Raw genomic sequence first — 16,515 nt, 5'->3', positions numbered from 1 at the left:
GGTGTCCACGCGGGAACGACTTCGCGTGACGACCGTTCAGAACCGGGGAGTTCCCTCATGCGCACCACCCGCCGCCTCCGCAGCGCGACCTGGGCCGCCACCATCGCGGCCGGTCTCGCGCTGGCCCTGACCTCGTGCGGCGGCACGAGCGGGGCGGCGGCGGGCGCGGACGGGGCGAACAGGGGCCCCGGTGCGAACGGGGCGGCCTCGCCCGGCACCGCCGGCGGGGCCTCGGCGACGGGCGCGCAGGGGGCCTCCGGCGCCCCGTCGGACGGCAAGGGAGCCGGGGCGGGCACCCCCGCCCCGGCGAAGGCGGGCACGGGCACGGGCACGGCCACCGGAGACGACGCCTACGCCTACGCCCACCCCTGCTCGGCACGGAAGCTGACCGTCAAGGTCGGTTCCGCGCAGGGCCTCCCGGCCACCGTGCGCGTCATCACGGTGACCAACAACGCCTCCACCTCCTGCGGCCTGGCCTACCACCCGACCGTCGGCTTCAGCGCGAAGGGCGCCGCGCTCGGCATCACGGCCACCGCCCCCGGCGGGCTGGGCGGCGCCCCGGCGTACCCGGTGCGCCCCGGCGCCACCGCCTACGCGGCCGTCGACCTCAACCCCGGCGGCGGGAGCGGCCCGGTCGCCGACGAGCTCAACGTCCTGGCCGACGCGGAACACATGCCGAACGCGGACGGCACCGGCCTGCCGCTGACCGCTCCGGGAAAGGTCGCCGCCCCGAAGGTCGGCCTCTACCGCACCAGCGCCCGCGAGTCGCTCGGCACCCTCTGACCCCCCGCCCCACCCCCTGATCCCTCCGGGCCCCCGACACCCCCGACGGTCCCCGGAGCCCGTGCACCCCCAGGCCATTGACCTGGGGGTGCACGGTTTTGAGCCGCCCGGCGGCGTGGAGCGCGGCTTTCACACCGTTTCGAGGGCGCGTTCGCGCAGCGGGGTGATTCGGGTGCGGGCGGTGGGGCCGTCGTGGATCGCGTTGGTGGTGATGACGACGTACCGGCCGGTGGTGGGGGCGAGGAACAGGCTGGTGCCGGTGAATCCGTGGTGGTGGGCCACGGCGCCGTCGGCGGTCACGATCCAGCCGAGGCCCCGGTGGCGCCCGGGGTCGATCTCCGCCACGGGCGCCATGCTCTCCCGCAGCCAGCCGCCGAGCACGTCGTCCGGGGCCGCCGACAGCAGGTGTTCGGCGTAGGTCGCCAGGTCCGCGGCCGGGGCGAACACCCCGGCGTGGCCGGCGACATCGCCCATCGCGGCCGCGTTCTCGTCGTGCACCGCGCCCCACAGCCGGTCGTGGGCGTCGCGGCGTTCGGTCGGCGCGACCCGCTCGGACTGCGGCAGCGGCCCGTAGGCGGTGTCCCCCATGCCCAGCTCCGCCCAGAAGGCCGCGGCGAGCCGGTCCAGCGGCTCGCCGTGGACGTGGGCCAGGGCCAGGCCGAGCAGGACGTAGCCCCGGTTGATGTACCGGTGCGTGCCCGGCAGGCTCTCCAAGGGCTCCGCGCAGATCAGCTCGTGCAGCGGGCGCGAGGTCAGGTCGTACAGGTCGAAGCGGGTGGCCGCCCGCAGCCCGGAGGTGTGCGACAGCAGGCGGCGCACGCTCACCGCGGCGCCGGGCAGGTGTCCCTCCATCGGCGGCAGGACGTCCCGTACGGGCGCGTCCAGTTCCATCAGCCCGCTCGCCACGGCGCGGCCGACGAGCGGCCAGGTCGCGGTGACCTTCGTGAGGGACGCGACGTCGTAGACGGTGTGCGCGTCGGGGCACTTCTGGTGCGTGAAGGGGGAGACCATCCCGGCCGACACCACCGCGCGGTCCCCCGCGGCGGTGCCGCAGACGACGACCCCGCCCGGGGTCGCGCCGTCGGCGACGACCTCCTCCAGCGCCTCCCGCAGCCCGTCGACCTCGGCGGTCGTGAAGGGCACGGGCACGGGCACGGGTGCGCGTACGGATGCGGGTACGGGTGCGGCCTCGGTCATCTGCGCCTCCGGTGCGGTGGGTGGCCCAGGTCCCGTCGGCCTGGGCCACCCACCCTGGCCATCATCGGGACCGGGAGCCGGCAGCCGCGCCGAGCGAACGCTCCGCGTTGTCGATCAGTTCCTTGTAGGTGAGCACCTCGACCCGGGTCACGTGCGCGTTGAAGGTCCGCAGGGCTTCGTTGACCTCGCGCTCCGGGACCTCCGGCTGCGCCGCGGGATGGCCGATCAGGACGAGCGCGCTCGCCCGGCGGGTCTCGATGCCGAAGTCGGCGCGCAGCCGCTCGCGGTTCTCGTCCAACCCGACCAGGTAGTTCACCGCCTGCCCCACGGCGTCGTGCACCTCGGCGGCCGGCACCCACGCCCCGCGGTGGCGTTTCACCAGCGGCCCGGCGAGGCTCATCGACCGCTTCAGCTCGACCACGTGGAGCGAGCCGTCGCCGCGGATCAGCGGGATGTCCACCTCGTCCCCGACGACGAGCCGCCGCTGGACGGCCTCCCCCACGTACCGGCCGCCGAAGATCCAGTGCTGGCCCTCCAGCGCCCGCTGGAGGTCGGCCTCGCGCGCGCCGCGGTCCTCGGCCACGACGCGCAGGGCGGCCAGCTGGCGCCCGCGCCGTTGGAGCTCGGCGGCGCGCAGGGCGAGCCGGCCGTCCCGGTCGGAGGCGAGGAGGGAGAGCGCCTCGGGCGAGGCGGCGATCCGGCGGGCCTCGGCCTCGGGGTCCGCCACCTCGATCCGCTCGCGCCGCAGCAGCCGCTCGATCCACAGCGCCATCTCGGCGCGCCCCCGGGGTATGCGGTAGCCCCCGGGCCGGTCCGCCGGAGCCTCGACGAACCGGCCGTCCTCGCCCAGCGACCGCAGGTGCTCCAGCAGCTCCGGCGCCGTGGCGGCGGGACGCTCGTCGAGGAACTCCTTCCCCTTCAACGCCATGACCTGACCGCCCACCCACAGGGTCGTGCCCACGTAGTCCCGCAGGATGTCGCTGCGCTCGGCGCCGTCCTGGAACAGCCGGTAGCGCTCCTCGAACTCCGGTTTCAGGATCCGCCCCTCGGCGTAGTCCACGGAGTCCTGGAGCAGTCGTACGACCTGCCACTCCCCCGCGCCGGCCGCCCGGGCGCGGGCTTCGCCGAGCAGGTCGAGGAGCGCCCGACCGCCCCTGCGCCCCCGGCCGCGCCCGCCGTTCATGTGGCCGGTCACGGTGTCGACGGCCGCGCGCACGCCGTCGTCGACCGCCTCCTTCCGGACGACGTCCAACTGCAGTTCCAAGGCCCAATCAGCGCGGATGTCCATGTCCCGCAGGATGACGCACGGGTCTGACATCGCACACAAGGGCGATGTCGGCCGGGCGCTGTTCGACTCCACGTCACCCGGGGAGAGCGCCTTGTTCATGTCCCGCTCTTAGCGTCGGTCCGCCCGCGCCATTCATTTCCGAGGGGGACCCCCCGCATCATGCGACGCAGACCTGCCAAGACGCTGACCGTACTGGCCCTGACCGGCGCCCTGGCGGCCTCGGCCGCCACCACCGCCAACTCGGCTCCCCAGCACGGCGGTCAGGGAGAGATCCGCAACGTCATCTACCTGCTCGGTGACGGAATGGGCCGCACCCACGTCACGGCCGCCCGCGACCGGTTCTACGGCGCCTCCGGCAAGCTGAACATGGAGACCCTGCCCTTCACCGGCGCGGTCGCCACCTACGCCGTCGAGAAGGGCAGCGACAAGCCCGCGCTCGTCACCGACTCCGCCAGCTCGGCCACCGCCTGGGCGACCGGCGTCAAGACCTACAACGCCGCGCTGAGCGTCGACTCGTACGAGAAGCGCGTCGTCACGCTGATGGAGCAGGCCAAGAAGGCCGGCTTCGCCACGGGCAACGTCTCCACCGCCGAGATCACCGACGCCACCCCGGCCGCCCAGTTCAGCCACGCGCTGCTGCGCGGCTGCCAGGGCCCGACGTACTCGGACGCCGCCTGCCTCCCCAAGAAGGACGACGGCACCTACGAGAGCGCGCCCGCGGACAAGACGCTGGTCACGCCGATCGCCGAGCAGATCGCGCGCAACGGCACCGCCGACGTCATCCTCGGCGGCGGCCTCGCCCGCTTCGAGCCGGAGGACCAGAAGGCCCTCCAGGCGCAGGGCTACCAGGTCCTCGGCAACTTCGGTGACCCCAAGCTCCCGGCCCAGACGGCCGCCAGCCAGAAGGTCGCCACCAAGACCGACCTGAGCCACGCCAACGGCAAGAAGGTCATCGGCCTCTTCAACCGCGGCAACCTCACCGTCGAGCAGGCCAAGGCCGGCCTCCCCGCGGACGCCGTGCAGAAGCAGGAACCGACCCTCGCCGACATGACCCGCAAGTCGATCCAGCTGCTCGGCGAGCGCGGCGGGTACGACAAGAACCGCAAGGGCTTCCTCCTCCAGGTCGAGGGCGCCCAGATCGACAAGCGCTCGCACGCCAACGACGCCGCCCAGGCCCTGGGCGAGATCAAGGCCTTCGACGACGCGGTCAAGGTGGCCACCGACTTCGCGAAGAAGGACGGCCACACCCTGGTCGTCGTCACCGCGGACCACGAGTGCGCCGGCTTCAACATCATCGAGAAGGGCACCTACACCAACGCCGAGGCGGTCGCTCCCCCGGCCAACACGGACGCGGGCAACACCGCCAACAACAGCACCCCCTCGCGCCCCACTTCGGGTGCCAAGGACCCGGTGCGCTCGACCGGCATCGTCAACGGCGCGGGCTCGGGTGACGCGAAGAACTTCGCTCCCGCCACCTTCCGCACGCCGAACGACCCGGCCGGCGTCAAGGACGGCAGCCCGGACGCCAGCCTCTGGCTGACCTACCTGTCCGGCAACCACACCGGCGCCGACGTGCCGATCTTCGCCTACGGCCCGAACGGCAGCGCCTTCGCGGCCAGCCAGAACAACACCGAGCTGTACGGCAAGCTGTACCGCTCGCTGTTCGGCAAGTCGCCCCAGCAGCACTGACCCACCGAGCGAACGGCCGGGGCCGGGAGGACACGTCCTCCCGGCCCCGGGCCGGTTCAGGAGCCTTCCGATGAGACACCTCACCCGCCGCACCGCCGGCGCGCTCGCCGCCGCGGGCGCCGTCCTCGCACTCGCCACGGGCTGCTCCGGCGGCCCGGCCGCCGACGGCGCCGAGTCCGCGGGGGACGCGGCCGGATCCGCCGCCCCCGTCGTCCTGCCCGCGCCGCGCAGCGCGCCGGCGCCGGCCGCCGTACTGGCGCACCCGGCCGCCCAGGGCGAGGTCCGCGTCGAGGAGGGCCCCTTCACCGACCGGGTGAAGCTGACCGCCCTGAAGCTCACCGCCGAGGCGTCCGTCACGGGGCACCTGGCGATCACCTCCGACATCAGCGACGTCCTGGCGCTGGAGGTCGACGCGGCGTACTACGACGCGAGCGGGCACCTCCTGGGGACCGCGAAGTTCCAGTACCAGGAGGAGGGCGAGGACGCGAAGGGCACCGCGCACCACGACGGTCCGCGCGCGGCGGGCGAGGGCATCGACTTCACCGTTCCCGCGGGGCAGTTCGCCCGGCCCCCGGCGAGCGCGGTGCTGTCCCTACCCGTCCTCGTCAACGAGTAGCGGGATCCGCGCCCGGGCCGCCGCGGCGCAGCAGGCCGTAGGCCCAGCGCTCGTTCAGCCCGGCGAGGAAGCCCACGCCGCCCCAGAAGAAGAAGCCCCGGATGAGGGCCCGGTGGTCCGCGGGGGACAACGGACCGCTCCCGCAGACGCCGTCGGGGACGGCGGGCGGGGTGAGCAGGGCCAGGATGCCGCCGGTGACGAGGACGAAGAGGGACACGGCCAGGAACCAGCCGACGACCACCCGGTACCAGCCCTCCTGGCGCATCATCCGGGCCAGTTGGACCGGGTCGCCCGGGACGTCGGCCGCTTCGTGCCCGGCTTCGCCCGCCGCCTCGCCTCCCGCCTCGCCTCCCGCCTCGTCCGCCGCGGGCGTGCGGGTGTCGGTGGGCCGGGTGCCCGGGGCCTCGCGCAGCCGGACGACGACGCTCAGGACCGACCCCAACGCCCCGCCGGAGAAGCAGACCAGGCCCTGCACGAGGGTGAGTCGCTCAGGGCAGCCGAGGGCCACCCCGAACAGCGGCGGCAACACCTCGGCCGCGACGAGGGCCAGCACGAGCGCCACCGGGCTGAACAGCACCCCGACGGAGAGGCCCGTGTTCAGGCCCCGCGCCCCCGCGAGCACCGCGTCCGCCGCGAGCGAGCGCGCCGCGGCGTCGGCCTCCACCCGGAGCACGTCGGTGCGGGCCGGCACCGCCCCGGCTTCCGCCGCCTCCGCCGTCTCGCGCAGGGCCGTACGGACCGCGTGCTCCAGCTCGCGACACACCGCCACCCGGGTGCGCTGCTCGAAGGACCGCTGGGCCGCCCGGTGGAGGCGTTCGAGGCGGGCGTAGCGCGCCGGCGCCGCACGCCGCAGGCGCCGTAGCCCCGGGTCCTCCTCGCCGAGGCCCAACGCGGCGGCCAGCGAGCGGGGTTCGACCTCGGCCGCCCCCAGCAACCACGCCCCGCCGCGCCGCACCCACCCCTGGCGCTCCCGTTGTTGACGCATACCCGTCAGATTACGATCCGCCCGGGCCGCCCCGTCGGCCGACCGCGGTCACTTGCCCGCGGCGCAGTACACGTCGCCGGCCGGGCGGTGGCCGGTGGTCAGGAAGTCGGTCACCGCGCGGTCACCGCAGGCATTGCCGTTGCCCAGGTACACGCCGTGTCCGCCGTGGTCGACGGTGATCAGGCGGGCCCGGTCGCCGAAGGCCGCGCGCATCTTGAGGGCCCCGAAGTAGGGGGTGGCGGGGTCGCGCAGGTTCTGGATCATCAGCACGTTGGAGGGGCCCCGGTCGGTGATCCGGGTGGGCTTCTCGACCGGTGCGTCCTTCCAGAAGGCGCAGGGGGTGATGTTCGCGGGCATTCCGGCGGTCAGCGGATGGGCCGCCCGGTCGGCGGCCGTGGCGCGGGCGTAACCCTCCACGTCGCCGGGCCACTTCACGTCGTTGCAGATCACCGCGACGGCGATCGCCGCGTCCTCGTCGCGCAGCGGCTGGGCCAGTTCGGGCGGGAGGACCGGGGTCGCGGCCGGGTCCTGGGCCTGCCGGACGAGCCGGGCCAGGCCGGGGAAGGCCGCGTCGCCGTAGAGGGCGTTCTGCAGGGCCTGGCGCAGCAGGTTCCCGGTGAGCGGCACGCCCTCGGTGGTCGAGGTCTTGGGCGTGCGGTCGAGCGTGGCCGCCAGGGCGAGGAAGAGCGGGCGCACCTCCTCGGGGCGCTCGGCGACGCGCAGGCCCTCGGCCGCGCGGGCCGGGTCGGCGGCCCAGGCCGCGAAGTCGGGGAACCGGTCGTCGGCCCCCTGCGCCATGTTCGCGAGCCAGCCGCGCTCCACCCGCGCGGGGTCGGGGTCGCCGTTGCTGTCCAGCACCCAACGGTCGGTGCGCTCGGGGTACTGCTGGGCGTAGACCGCGCCGACGTAGCTGCCGTAGGAGGTGGCCCAGCCCGACAGCTTCCGCTCGCCCAGGGCCCGGCGCAGCCGGTCCATGTCCCGGACCTGGTTGGCGGTGGTGAAACTGCGCAGCACCGCGCCGCCGTTGGTCTGGCAGGCCGCGGCCACCCGGCGGGCGCGGGCCACGTTCTCCTCGATGCCGCCGTCCGCGCCGGGCCAGCCCCGCAGGGTGGCGAGCCGGCGGTCCTCGGGAGCCAGTCCGCAGCTCGCGGTGGTACTGGCGCCCACGCCCCGCGGGTCGAGGCCCACCAGGTCGTAGCCGCCCGCCAGCTCCTTGCGCAGCGCCTCGCCCCTCTGCGCCAGCCTCTGGACCCCGGAGCCGCCCGGTCCCCCGGGCAGCACCATCAGCGTGCCGCGGCGGGCGGCGGGCCGGTCGCTGCGGAGCCGGGAGACCGCCAGCGAGAGCTGCCGCCCGCTCGGGTCGCGGTAGTCGAGCGGGACGGGCAGCTCGGCGCACTCCAGCCCGGCGGGCCCATCGGGGCGCTCGCAGGGGTGCCACGCCAGCGCGGGGACCCCGGCGCTCTCCGCCGCGGCCGGCGCACCCGACCCGACCGCCGCGTCGGCCCGCGGGGCGAAGGCCACGGTCAGAGCGGCTGCGGCGGTCACGGCGGAGAGGGCGAGAGCGGCGCTGGTGCGGGTGTATGTCGTCATGCGCACAGCCTGGTCCGCCGGTGCCCGCCGTCCCATCCGGCAGGCGTGACGCCCGGGGTGGGGCTAGCCCCCGGGGGAACCCTTCGGGGTCGCCCCGGCCAGGGTCCGTCAGAGGTCGAACTCGTGCGGGGGCAGGCCCAGTGCGAAGCACGCCTCACGGACGACGGCCTGCTCGGTCTTGTCGAAGTCGCCGTCGGCGCCGCCGATGACGATGCCGATCTGGATGACCGCGCGCGCCTCGGCGGGCTTCTTCTTCGCCTTGGCTATCTCCTGCATGACGCTGACCTTGCCGAAGTCGAAGTCGGCGGTCAGCTTGTCCAGGTTCTCGTCGAAGCGCCGCCGCAGGTCGTCCGCCGGGAAGTTCTGGAGCACCTCGTTCGTCCCGATCAGCTGGGCCACGCGCTGGCGTTCGGAGGCGTCGATCGTGCCGTCGGCCGCGGCCACGAGCGCGCACATCGCCATGCTGGAGTCCCTGAACGCCCCGCTCTTGAGGTCGTTCCGCTTCGCCACCAGCTGCGTCTGCATCGTCGCGGCGGAGTCCTTGACGCGGTCCCACAGGGCCATTTCTGTCTCCTTATGTCATAGATCGGCACCCGGACAACGGACGGGAGCCCCCGTCCGTGCCCGACCCGCCGATCTCGTCCACATCGGCCGAATCCTTCCGCTTCGGCCGGTGGCGCACTACGCCGGCAGCGCCATGACCAGGACCGGAGCCGTGGTGGGGCGCGCGGAGCCGCCCGCCGGTTCGACGGTGAGTCCGATGGCCGTGGCGTCCCGCACCGCCCCGTCCAGCAGCAGCGCGTGCCCACCGCCCAGCAGCCCGGCCGGGCGCATGGAGCCGTGCTCCGAGAACCACAGCTGGTACGTCGTCCCCGCCGGCGTCGCGGGCAACTGAGGGGCCAGCACCACCGCTTGGTCGCGGGCGGCCGAGGTCACCACGGTGACCCGGGCCCCGGTCGCGGTCCGCCCGGTGGCGGTACGGGCGTCCGGCGCGGCCAGCACCGCGGCGAGCGCCTCGCTGCGCGCCCCGGCCCGGTCGGCGTCCTGCTGCGCGGACTGCCGTACGCGCTCCGCGCGTTGGGCCCGCTCGTGCTGGTCCAGGGCGAGCGCCCCGAAGGTGACGGCCGCGGCCACGCTGGCGGCGATCACGAAGGCCCCGCCGCGCCGCCGGATCCGCGCGGCGAGCACGGCGTACCGTCCCGGCGCCGGGACGCGCGGCGGGAGTTGGCGGATCGTGTCGATGCGGTCCAACACCCGTGCCTTCATTTCGGGAGGCGGGGCCACGGCGACCGCCGACGCCAGCCGGGCGGCGGTCGCGGCGAACTCCCGCACCTCCTGGGCGCAGGAGGTGCAGTGGTCGAGGTGCCGGGTGAAGGCGTGGCGCTCGTCGGGCCCGAGGGCGTCGAGCGCGTACGCACCGGTGAGGGCGTGCGGGTCTTCGGTCTTCACGTGGTCACCCCCATGCAGTCGCGCAGCCGGATCAGTCCGTCGCGCATACGGGTCTTGATGGTCGGGAGCGGGGTCTGCAGGGTCTGCGCCACCTCCCGGTAGGTCAGGCCCTGGTAGTAGGCCAGCGTGACGGTCTCGCGCTGGAGCTCGGTCAGGCGGCGCAGGCAGCGGCGCACCTGTTCGCTCTCCAGCCGGGTCTCCACCTGCTCGCTGACCTCGTCGAAGGGGGGTGTCAGCGAGCCGAGGGCGTCCTTGTGGTCGCGGTTCGCGGCCGCCTGCGCGGAGCGCACCCGGTCCACGGCGCGCCGGTGCGCGAGGGTGGCCACCCACGTCATGACGGAGCCCTGCGCGCTCTGGTAGCGGGCCGCCCCGCGCCAGATCTCGATCATCACTTCCTGGGTCACCTCCTCGGACTGCGCGCGGTCCCGCAGGACCTTGAGGACGATGCCGAAGACGGGTCCGGCGATCACGTCGTAGAGGGCGGCGAAGGCGTCCTGGTCGCCGAGCGCGACCCGGGCCATCAGTTCCGCCGGGTCGGGCCGGGCGGACCGCTCGTGACGGTCTCCCTCGCCGCTGCCGAGGCGCACCGGTTGGCTCACCGCTCCGCCCTCCTTCGGTGGATCGCTTGCATGGGCAGTCCTTCGCGCCGCACGGCATGGGTGGTGGCACCCCGGGTCACCCGTTCTTCGGAGCCGGAGCCCGAACGGATTGGCCCACCGCCCCACGGATGGGCCCACCACCCCCGGATCGGCCCACCGCCCCACGTGTCGGGCCCGCGCGCCGGGCGTCAACGCCCGGTCCTTCGCTCGCTCCACCGGGTGATCCCGCGAGCCCGACCAATCCGGGGGGCCCGGGGCGCCGAATCCCCCACGTGACCATCAACCGAGCAGCCGTCAAGCGCAGGGTCCTCGCCGCGCTGAGCGGCCTGCTGTCCGGATACACGGCGCTGGCCGTCGCGGAACTGGTCGCTGCGTTCGTCCGGCCCCAGGCGGGGCCGGTCACCGCCGTCGGCGGTGCGGCCATCGACCGCACCCCCGCCCCGGTCAAGGACTTCGCGATCCGCCACTTCGGCAGCGACGACAAGCTCGTCCTCCAGCTCGGCATCCTCGCGACGCTCGGCCTCCTGGCCCTGCTGTTCGGCCTGTTCGCCCTGCGCCACCGGCGCACCGGCGCGGCCGGGGTGTTGGTCTTCGGCGTGCTCGGCGCGGCGGCCGCACTCACCCGCCCCGACGCGTCCGGTCCGCTCGACGCGCTGCCCTCGCTGGTGGGCGCGGCCGCCGGGGCCGCGGTCCTGTACGTGCTCGTCGGGCGGCTGCCGCGGCCCGCGACCGGGCCCGGTGGGGCCGGGGCCGGTGGCCGGCTCGACCGGCGCGGGTTCCTGCTCGTCGCCGGCGCCACCGCCGTGGTGGCGACCGGCGCGGGCGCGCTCGGGCGGACCCTGGGCGCGCGGCGCGGGGAGGGTGCGGTGGCCTCCCGGGCCGCCGTCCGGCTGCCCGCTCCGGCGTCACCGGCGGCCCCGGTACCGGCCCGGGCCGCCCTGCGGATCCCGGGGATCAGCCCCTTCACCACCCCCAACGCCGACTTCTACCGGGTCGACACCGCCCTGGTCGTGCCGAAGGTCGACGCCGACACCTGGCGGCTGCGGGTGCACGGCAAGGGCGTGGCCCGCCCCCGCACGTACTCCTACCGAGAACTCCTCGGCCGGGACCTGATCGAGCGGGACGTCACGCTCACCTGCGTGTCCAACGAGGTGGGCGGACCGTACGTCGGCACCGCGCGCTGGCTCGGCGTCCGGCTGGCCGACCTGCTCCGCGAGGCGGGCGTACGGCCCCCCTCGCGCGGCGGCCCGGCCGACCAGCTGGTGGCCCGCTCGGTCGACGGCATGACCCTGGGCAGCCCGGTCGAGGACGTCATGGACGGCCGTGACGCGATGCTCGCGGTCGGCATGAACGGGGAACCGCTCCCCTTCGACCACGGCTTCCCGGTCCGCATGCTCGTCCCCGGCCTCTACGGGTACGTGTCCGCCTGCAAGTGGATCCAGGACATCGAGCTGACCACCTTCGACGCCTACGACCCCTACTGGGTCCGCCGCTCGTGGGCCCGGCGCGCGCCGATCAAGACCCAGGCGCGGATCGACACCCCCAAGCCGTTCGCCCGGCCGCCGGCGGGGACGACGGTGATGGTCGGCGGGGTCGCCTGGGCCCAGCACCGCGGCATCCGCCGCGTGGAGCTGCGGATCGACGACGGCCCGTGGCAGGACGCCGACCTCGCGGACCAGGACACCGTCGACACCTGGCGGCAGTGGTCCTTCCCCTGGCGGACCACGCCGGGCGGCCACACCCTCACCGTCCGCGCCACCGACGGCGCCGGTCACGTGCAGGGCGAGCGGCGCACCCCGACCATCCCCGACGGAGCGGACGGCTGGCACAGCGTCTTCGTCACCCCCGGCTGACCCCGGGCCACCGACCACCCCCGATTCACCCCGATCCATCCCGCACCACCTCATGAGTGACCGCGACACCACCTTGGAGAACGCAATGAGCACGCTTCGCTTCCGCCGTACCGCTCTCGCCGTCGCCACCGCGGCCGTCCTGCCCTTCGCCCTGGCCGCCTGCTCCTCGGATTCGAGCAAGGACAGCGCATCGGGTCCGGCCGCCGACTCGCAGAGCGCGGCCGCCAGTTCGCCCGCCATGAACGACTCGATGGACACGGACAAGCCGTTCGGCCCGGCCTGTGCGGGCGTTCCCGCCACCGGTGCCGGCAGCTTCGACGGCATGGCCAAGGACCCGGTCGCCACGGCCGCCTCCCACAACCCGGCGCTGTCCACGCTGGTCGCCGCCGTCAAGCAGGCCGGACTGGTCGACACCCTCAACAACGCGAAGGACATCACCGTCTTCGCCCCGACCAACGACGCCTTCGCCAAGATTCCGAAGGCCGACCTGGACAAGGTCCTCGCGGACAAGGCCCAGCTGACGAAGATCCTCACCTACCACGTGGTGGGCGAGAAGCTCACGCCGAAGCAGCTGGAGAACGGCTCCTTCGACACCCTGGAGAAGGGCAAGGTCACCACCACCGGCTCGGGCACCTCCTACAAGGTGAACGACACCTCCACCGTCGTCTGCGGCAACGTCCCGACCGCCAACGCGACCGTCTACATCGTCGACACCGTCCTGATGCCCAAGTAGCGGCCGGGGGACGGACCCCGCAGGGAACCGAGCGCACCCTCGGGGCCGGTCGCCATCCGTGGCGACCGGCCCTGAGGCGTGCCCGCCACCCGCTAGGGTTTGCGTGGGTATCGCACGGGGTCGGGGAGGGCCGGGGCGGATGAGTCGTCGTTCCAGTGGACTGGTCGGGATCTGGGCCGAGGCCCAGCGCCAACAGCAACGCTCGCAGGCCATGCAGCAGCGGGAGCGAGATCGCCAACGGCGGGCCCAGGAACGCGATACGGCCCGCGGGCTGCGCGAACAGAAGGCGGCCTACCGCCAGTACCGGGACGCCGAGGCACGCCGACTCACCGAGGGGCTGGAAGCCCAGGTCGCCTCCCTCCAGGGGCTCCTCGGCCAGGGCTGCGCCGCACCCCCCTTCCGGATCGCCACGCTGCGCCGCCCCGAGCAGGTCGAAGCCTTCAATCCGGGGGAGCTGGCGCGCCCCGTGCCGATGCCGGAGCCGCACCAGTTCCCCGTGCAGACCGGCTGGGGGATCGGAGCGGGCCGCCGGGCGCAGGCCGAGGCCGACGCGCACGCCCGGTACACCCAGGCCTGGCACGCGGCCCAGGCCGCCGAGGCACAGCGCCAGCAGCAGCTCACCGCGTACCGCGCCCAGTACGACCGGTGGGCGGGCGGGCAGCTCGGGGAGATCCGCGCGCACAACACCGGGATCGCCGAGCTCGCGGCCGCGCTGCGCGCCGGGGAGCCCGAATCCGCCGTCGAATACTTCTCGGCCGCGCTGTACGCGTCCTCGGGCTGGCCGGAGGAACTGCCGCGCGCGCTGAGCGCCGCCTATGACCCCGGGGCCCGCCAACTGGTCCTGGACTGGGAGCTCCCGGGCTTCGACGTGGTGCCGACCGCGAAGTCGGTGCGCTACATGCCGAGCACGGACCAGGACAAGGAATCACCGCTCCCGGTGGGCCAGCGCCGGGCCCTGTACCGCGATCTGCTGGCGCAGTGCACCCTGTTGGTCCTGCGGGACCTGTTCGAGGCGGACGAGTTCGGCGCCCTGGAGTCGGTGGCCCTCAACGGCTACGTGGACGACCACGACCCGGCGACGGGCCGCCCGGCCCAGATCTTCCTGGCCACGGTGATGGCGACCCGCGCCTCCTTCGCCGCCCTCCACCTGGCCCAGGTCAACCCGGTCGACTGCCTGACCGGAGCGCTGCGCGGTCAGCTGTCGGCCCGGCCCGACGCGCTGAGCGCCGTACGTCCGGCCCGCACGCCGCAGGACGTCGGCTCGGGCGTGGTCACGCACGGCAGCGGTCAGGGCGGTGGGGACGGACCCGGGGACGGGGAGCCCGATCTGTTCGCCATGGATCCCATCGAGTTCGAGGCCCTGGTCGCCGAGCTGTTCCGGGCCATGGGGATGCGGGCCGTGATGACCACGCGGTCCAACGACGGTGGCGTGGACGTGGAGGCGACCGACCCGACTCCGATCCGCGGCGGCTCGATCGTGGTGCAGGTCAAGCGGTACCGCAACACCGTGCCGCCGACGGCCGTGCGCGACCTGTACGGCACGGTCCAGGGCGCCGGAGCCAACAAGGGCGTGCTCGTGACCACTTCGGGCTTCGGGCCCGGGTCGCACAACTTCGCCCAGGGCAAGCCGCTGGAACTGGTCTCCGGGCCGGAGCTGGTGGACCTGCTGCACCGCCACGGCCTGCGCGGCCGCCTCGGGGAGGGTGGCCGTCCGACCGCGTCCGTGCCCGCCCAGCGCGACGCCACCCAGCTCGACGTCGCCCCCGCGCCCGCGCCCTCGCCCACGGCCGCCTCCGCCTCCGCCTCCGCCGAGTACAACGTCCTCGGCATGTCCTGGTCCGGCCCGGTCATGCTCGACGTGTGCGCGCTCGTCTGCCAGGGGACCCGCGTGCTCAGCGACGAGCACTTCGTCTTCTTCAACAACCACAGCACGCCCGACGGTTCGGTACGCAGCCGCTCCCACACCCCGCCGGACCGGGCCGCGATCGAGGTGGCCTTCGACTCCCTGCCCGACCGCGCCGACCGGCTGGTCCTGGTCGCGGCCGTGGACACCGAGGCCCATCCGCACGCCGACCTGTCCGGCTTCGCCGCCGCCCGGATCCGACTGCTCGACGGCGACGGATCGGAGATCGACCAGCTGGAGGTGTCCGACGGACGCCCCGGCGAGACCGCTCTGGTGCTGGGATCCTTCCGCCGACGAGCCGGCGGCGACTGGTCCTTCGTAGCGGGCGGCAAGGGGTACCCGGGCGGCCTGGCCGCCCTCGTGCACGACTTCGGGATCGCCACGGAGTGACGGCCCGGCCCGCCCCAACAGGGGCTGTTCAGACGGGTGTTTCACGTGAAACACCCGCGTTTCACGTGAAACAGTCATTCGTTTCACGTGAAACCCCCGGCCGGAAGACCAAGATCGACTCGCACGTACCCTCCCTGCCATGGACAACAACGCACCTGTGAACAAGCTCGCCGTCATCGTCGGCTCCACCCGCGAAGGCCGCTTCGCCCCGAACGTCGCCGCATGGTTCACCGCGCTCGCCACCGAGCACGCGGGCTTCGAGGTCGACGTCATCGACGTGGCCGCGCTGGAGCTTCCCGCCGCCCACCCGAACTGGGGCACCCCGCGCACCCCCGCGCTGGAGGAGCTGTCCGAGCGCCTCATCGCGGCGGACGCGTTCGTCGTCATCACCCCCGAGTACAACCACAGCTACCCGGCCCACCTGAAGCACTTCCTCGACCTGCACACCACCCAGTGGCACGCCAAGCCGGTCGCCTTCGTCTCCTACGGGGGCGTCTCCGGCGGTCTGCGGGCCGTCGAGCACCTGCGCCAGGTCTTCGCCGAGCTGCACTGCGTCACCATCCGGGACTCGGTCAGCTTCCACGGAGCCTGGGACCACTTCGTCGAGGGTGGCAAGGCCCACGACCCGCAGGGCGCGGCCGGCGCCGCGAAGACCCTGCTGGACCGGCTGACCTGGTGGGCCACCACCCTGCGCGAGGGCCGCACGACCCGCCCGTACAACTCCTGATCCGCCACCGCAGGCCGACGGGTCCGGACCGCGCCGCGGTCCGGACCCGTTCGTGCACCGCCCGGTTCAGCCGGCCAGGGACTTCAGGGCGGTGTTCAGCTCCAGGACGTTGACCCGGGGCTCTCCCATGAAGCCCAGGGTGCGGCCTTCGGTGTGCGCGGCGACGAGCTGCTCGACCTTGGCCACCGGAAGGTGGTTCTTCGCCGCGATCCGGGGGACCTGGAGGGCGGCGTAGGCCGGGGAGATCGCCGGGTCCAGGCCGGAGCCCGAGGAGGTCACGGCGTCGGCGGGGACCTGCGCGAGCGTGGGGGTGAACCCGGGGACCGTGTTGTCCTCGATGACCTTCCGCTGGGCCTCGCGGACCGCCTTGACCAGGTCGGGGTTGTCGGCCGCCTTGTTGGAGGCACCGGAGACCAGCAGCGCGTACTGGGTGTTGATGGTGTTCTGGCCCAGCCCGGCCGCGGGCCGGGACTGGAACCAGCGGAGGTCGTCCCCGTAGCCCTGCCCGATGAGGGAGGAGCCGACGACGGTGCCGGTGCGGTCCTTGACCTCGGAGCCGTTGGCCTGGTCGTGGAAGGCGGCTTGGGCGATGCCGGTGACGGCGAGGGGGTAGAGGACCCCGCAGATCACGGTCAGAACGAGGAGGGCACGGAGACCCGCGCCGATCAGGCGCGCGGTGTTGCCAACTGCGTTGTTCATGGCGGATCAGCACG

At 74.1% G+C, this 16,515-nt stretch carries 15 protein-coding genes; 7 read left to right on the top strand and 8 right to left on the bottom strand.

Going from position 1 to position 16,515, the window contains the following annotated elements; all coding sequences use genetic code 11:
• Positions 1-57 precede the first annotated feature (57 nt).
• Positions 58-783 carry a DUF4232 domain-containing protein gene (locus tag ACZ4UB_RS01895; RefSeq protein WP_468067600.1) on the top strand — a complete coding sequence of 242 codons (726 nt, stop codon included), beginning with the start codon at positions 58-60 and terminating at the stop codon, positions 781-783.
• Between the two features lie 129 nt (positions 784-912).
• Here the strand turns inward: ACZ4UB_RS01895 and ACZ4UB_RS01890 are convergent, their stop codons facing one another.
• Both ACZ4UB_RS01890 and ACZ4UB_RS01885 read right to left on the bottom strand, forming a co-directional pair.
• On the bottom strand, positions 913-1,980 hold the full coding sequence (locus tag ACZ4UB_RS01890) for a serine hydrolase domain-containing protein (protein ID WP_468067599.1): 1,068 nt from the start codon (positions 1,978-1,980) through the stop codon (positions 913-915).
• A gap of 61 nt (positions 1,981-2,041) precedes the next feature.
• Complete coding sequence (locus ACZ4UB_RS01885) at positions 2,042-3,268, bottom strand: Shedu anti-phage system protein SduA domain-containing protein (RefSeq protein ID WP_468067598.1); 1,227 nt, start codon at positions 3,266-3,268, stop codon at positions 2,042-2,044.
• A gap of 159 nt (positions 3,269-3,427) precedes the next feature.
• Here ACZ4UB_RS01885 and ACZ4UB_RS01880 point away from each other — a divergent pair, with 159 nt between their 5' ends.
• Together ACZ4UB_RS01880 and ACZ4UB_RS01875 are read left to right on the top strand one after the other, a co-directional pair.
• On the top strand, positions 3,428-4,957 hold the full coding sequence (locus ACZ4UB_RS01880; RefSeq protein ID WP_468067596.1) for an alkaline phosphatase: 1,530 nt from the start codon (positions 3,428-3,430) through the stop codon (positions 4,955-4,957).
• Positions 4,958-5,027: 70 nt separating this feature from the next.
• Entirely contained in the window at positions 5,028-5,573 is a 546-nt protein-coding gene (locus tag ACZ4UB_RS01875; RefSeq protein WP_468067594.1) for a hypothetical protein, read from the top strand.
• Here the strand turns inward: ACZ4UB_RS01875 and ACZ4UB_RS01870 are convergent.
• The 5 genes from ACZ4UB_RS01870 to ACZ4UB_RS01850 all read right to left on the bottom strand — a co-directional run bounded on the left by ACZ4UB_RS01870 (position 5,563) and on the right by ACZ4UB_RS01850 (position 10,196).
• Positions 5,563-6,558 carry a hypothetical protein gene (locus tag ACZ4UB_RS01870; RefSeq protein WP_468067592.1) on the bottom strand — a complete coding sequence of 332 codons (996 nt, stop codon included), beginning with the start codon at positions 6,556-6,558 and terminating at the stop codon, positions 5,563-5,565. The two genes, ACZ4UB_RS01875 and ACZ4UB_RS01870, sit on opposite strands and share 11 nt — an antisense overlap.
• 48 nt (positions 6,559-6,606) lie before the next feature.
• Positions 6,607-8,148 (bottom strand): alpha/beta hydrolase, encoded by a 1,542-nt coding sequence (locus ACZ4UB_RS01865; protein ID WP_468067591.1) that lies wholly within the window; start codon positions 8,146-8,148, stop codon positions 6,607-6,609.
• Positions 8,149-8,256: 108 nt separating this feature from the next.
• Complete coding sequence (locus tag ACZ4UB_RS01860) at positions 8,257-8,712, bottom strand: tellurite resistance TerB family protein (RefSeq protein ID WP_354383459.1); 456 nt, start codon at positions 8,710-8,712, stop codon at positions 8,257-8,259.
• A gap of 117 nt (positions 8,713-8,829) precedes the next feature.
• Positions 8,830-9,597, bottom strand: coding sequence for an anti-sigma factor (locus ACZ4UB_RS01855; RefSeq protein WP_468067590.1), 768 nt, complete (start codon positions 9,595-9,597; stop codon positions 8,830-8,832).
• The gene (locus ACZ4UB_RS01850; protein WP_468067589.1) at positions 9,594-10,196 is read right to left on the bottom strand and encodes a sigma-70 family RNA polymerase sigma factor; all 603 of its coding nucleotides are present in this window, start codon (positions 10,194-10,196) and stop codon (positions 9,594-9,596) included. Before ACZ4UB_RS01850 ends, ACZ4UB_RS01855 begins: the two co-directional genes overlap by 4 nt.
• Before the next feature lie 128 nt (positions 10,197-10,324).
• Here ACZ4UB_RS01850 and ACZ4UB_RS01845 point away from each other — a divergent pair, with 128 nt between their 5' ends.
• From ACZ4UB_RS01845 to ACZ4UB_RS01830, 4 genes are all read left to right on the top strand, one after another.
• Positions 10,325-12,049, top strand: a complete 1,725-nt coding sequence (locus ACZ4UB_RS01845; RefSeq protein ID WP_468067588.1) for a molybdopterin-dependent oxidoreductase — start codon at positions 10,325-10,327, stop codon at positions 12,047-12,049.
• A gap of 85 nt (positions 12,050-12,134) precedes the next feature.
• On the top strand, positions 12,135-12,782 hold the full coding sequence (locus ACZ4UB_RS01840) for a fasciclin domain-containing protein (protein WP_468067587.1): 648 nt from the start codon (positions 12,135-12,137) through the stop codon (positions 12,780-12,782).
• A gap of 139 nt (positions 12,783-12,921) precedes the next feature.
• Positions 12,922-15,075, top strand: a complete 2,154-nt coding sequence (locus ACZ4UB_RS01835; RefSeq protein WP_468067586.1) for a restriction endonuclease — start codon at positions 12,922-12,924, stop codon at positions 15,073-15,075.
• A 139-nt stretch (positions 15,076-15,214) separates the two neighbouring features.
• The gene (locus tag ACZ4UB_RS01830; RefSeq protein WP_354383465.1) at positions 15,215-15,802 is read left to right on the top strand and encodes an NADPH-dependent FMN reductase; all 588 of its coding nucleotides are present in this window, start codon (positions 15,215-15,217) and stop codon (positions 15,800-15,802) included.
• 66 nt (positions 15,803-15,868) lie between these two features.
• Here ACZ4UB_RS01830 and kdpC read toward each other — a convergent pair whose 3' ends face one another.
• Positions 15,869-16,501 carry a potassium-transporting ATPase subunit KdpC gene (kdpC, locus tag ACZ4UB_RS01825; protein WP_354383466.1) on the bottom strand — a complete coding sequence of 211 codons (633 nt, stop codon included), beginning with the start codon at positions 16,499-16,501 and terminating at the stop codon, positions 15,869-15,871.
• Positions 16,502-16,515: the final 14 nt, after the last annotated feature.

The organism is Streptomyces sp. NPDC028419 (genome assembly GCF_055565515.1).
Note: the sequence above shows the minus strand (reverse complement) of the source record. Positions and strands in the feature narration are given on the sequence as shown.

What these genes read in the sequence shown, in the direction of transcription:
- kdpC (WP_354383466.1), bottom strand. Translation starts at nt 16,501, where the DNA reads ATGAACAACGCAGTTGGCAACACCGCGCGCCTGATCGGCGCGGGTCTC.
- ACZ4UB_RS01860 (WP_354383459.1), bottom strand. Translation starts at nt 8,712, where the DNA reads ATGGCCCTGTGGGACCGCGTCAAGGACTCCGCCGCGACGATGCAGACG.
- ACZ4UB_RS01895 (WP_468067600.1), top strand. Translation starts at nt 58, where the DNA reads ATGCGCACCACCCGCCGCCTCCGCAGCGCGACCTGGGCCGCCACCATC.
- ACZ4UB_RS01870 (WP_468067592.1), bottom strand. Translation starts at nt 6,558, where the DNA reads ATGCGTCAACAACGGGAGCGCCAGGGGTGGGTGCGGCGCGGCGGGGCG.
- ACZ4UB_RS01830 (WP_354383465.1), top strand. Translation starts at nt 15,215, where the DNA reads ATGGACAACAACGCACCTGTGAACAAGCTCGCCGTCATCGTCGGCTCC.
- ACZ4UB_RS01840 (WP_468067587.1), top strand. Translation starts at nt 12,135, where the DNA reads ATGAGCACGCTTCGCTTCCGCCGTACCGCTCTCGCCGTCGCCACCGCG.
- ACZ4UB_RS01845 (WP_468067588.1), top strand. Translation starts at nt 10,325, where the DNA reads ATGGGCCCACCACCCCCGGATCGGCCCACCGCCCCACGTGTCGGGCCC.
- ACZ4UB_RS01875 (WP_468067594.1), top strand. Translation starts at nt 5,028, where the DNA reads ATGAGACACCTCACCCGCCGCACCGCCGGCGCGCTCGCCGCCGCGGGC.
- ACZ4UB_RS01835 (WP_468067586.1), top strand. Translation starts at nt 12,922, where the DNA reads ATGAGTCGTCGTTCCAGTGGACTGGTCGGGATCTGGGCCGAGGCCCAG.
- ACZ4UB_RS01890 (WP_468067599.1), bottom strand. Translation starts at nt 1,980, where the DNA reads ATGACCGAGGCCGCACCCGTACCCGCATCCGTACGCGCACCCGTGCCC.
- ACZ4UB_RS01865 (WP_468067591.1), bottom strand. Translation starts at nt 8,148, where the DNA reads ATGACGACATACACCCGCACCAGCGCCGCTCTCGCCCTCTCCGCCGTG.
- ACZ4UB_RS01880 (WP_468067596.1), top strand. Translation starts at nt 3,428, where the DNA reads ATGCGACGCAGACCTGCCAAGACGCTGACCGTACTGGCCCTGACCGGC.
- ACZ4UB_RS01885 (WP_468067598.1), bottom strand. Translation starts at nt 3,268, where the DNA reads ATGGACATCCGCGCTGATTGGGCCTTGGAACTGCAGTTGGACGTCGTC.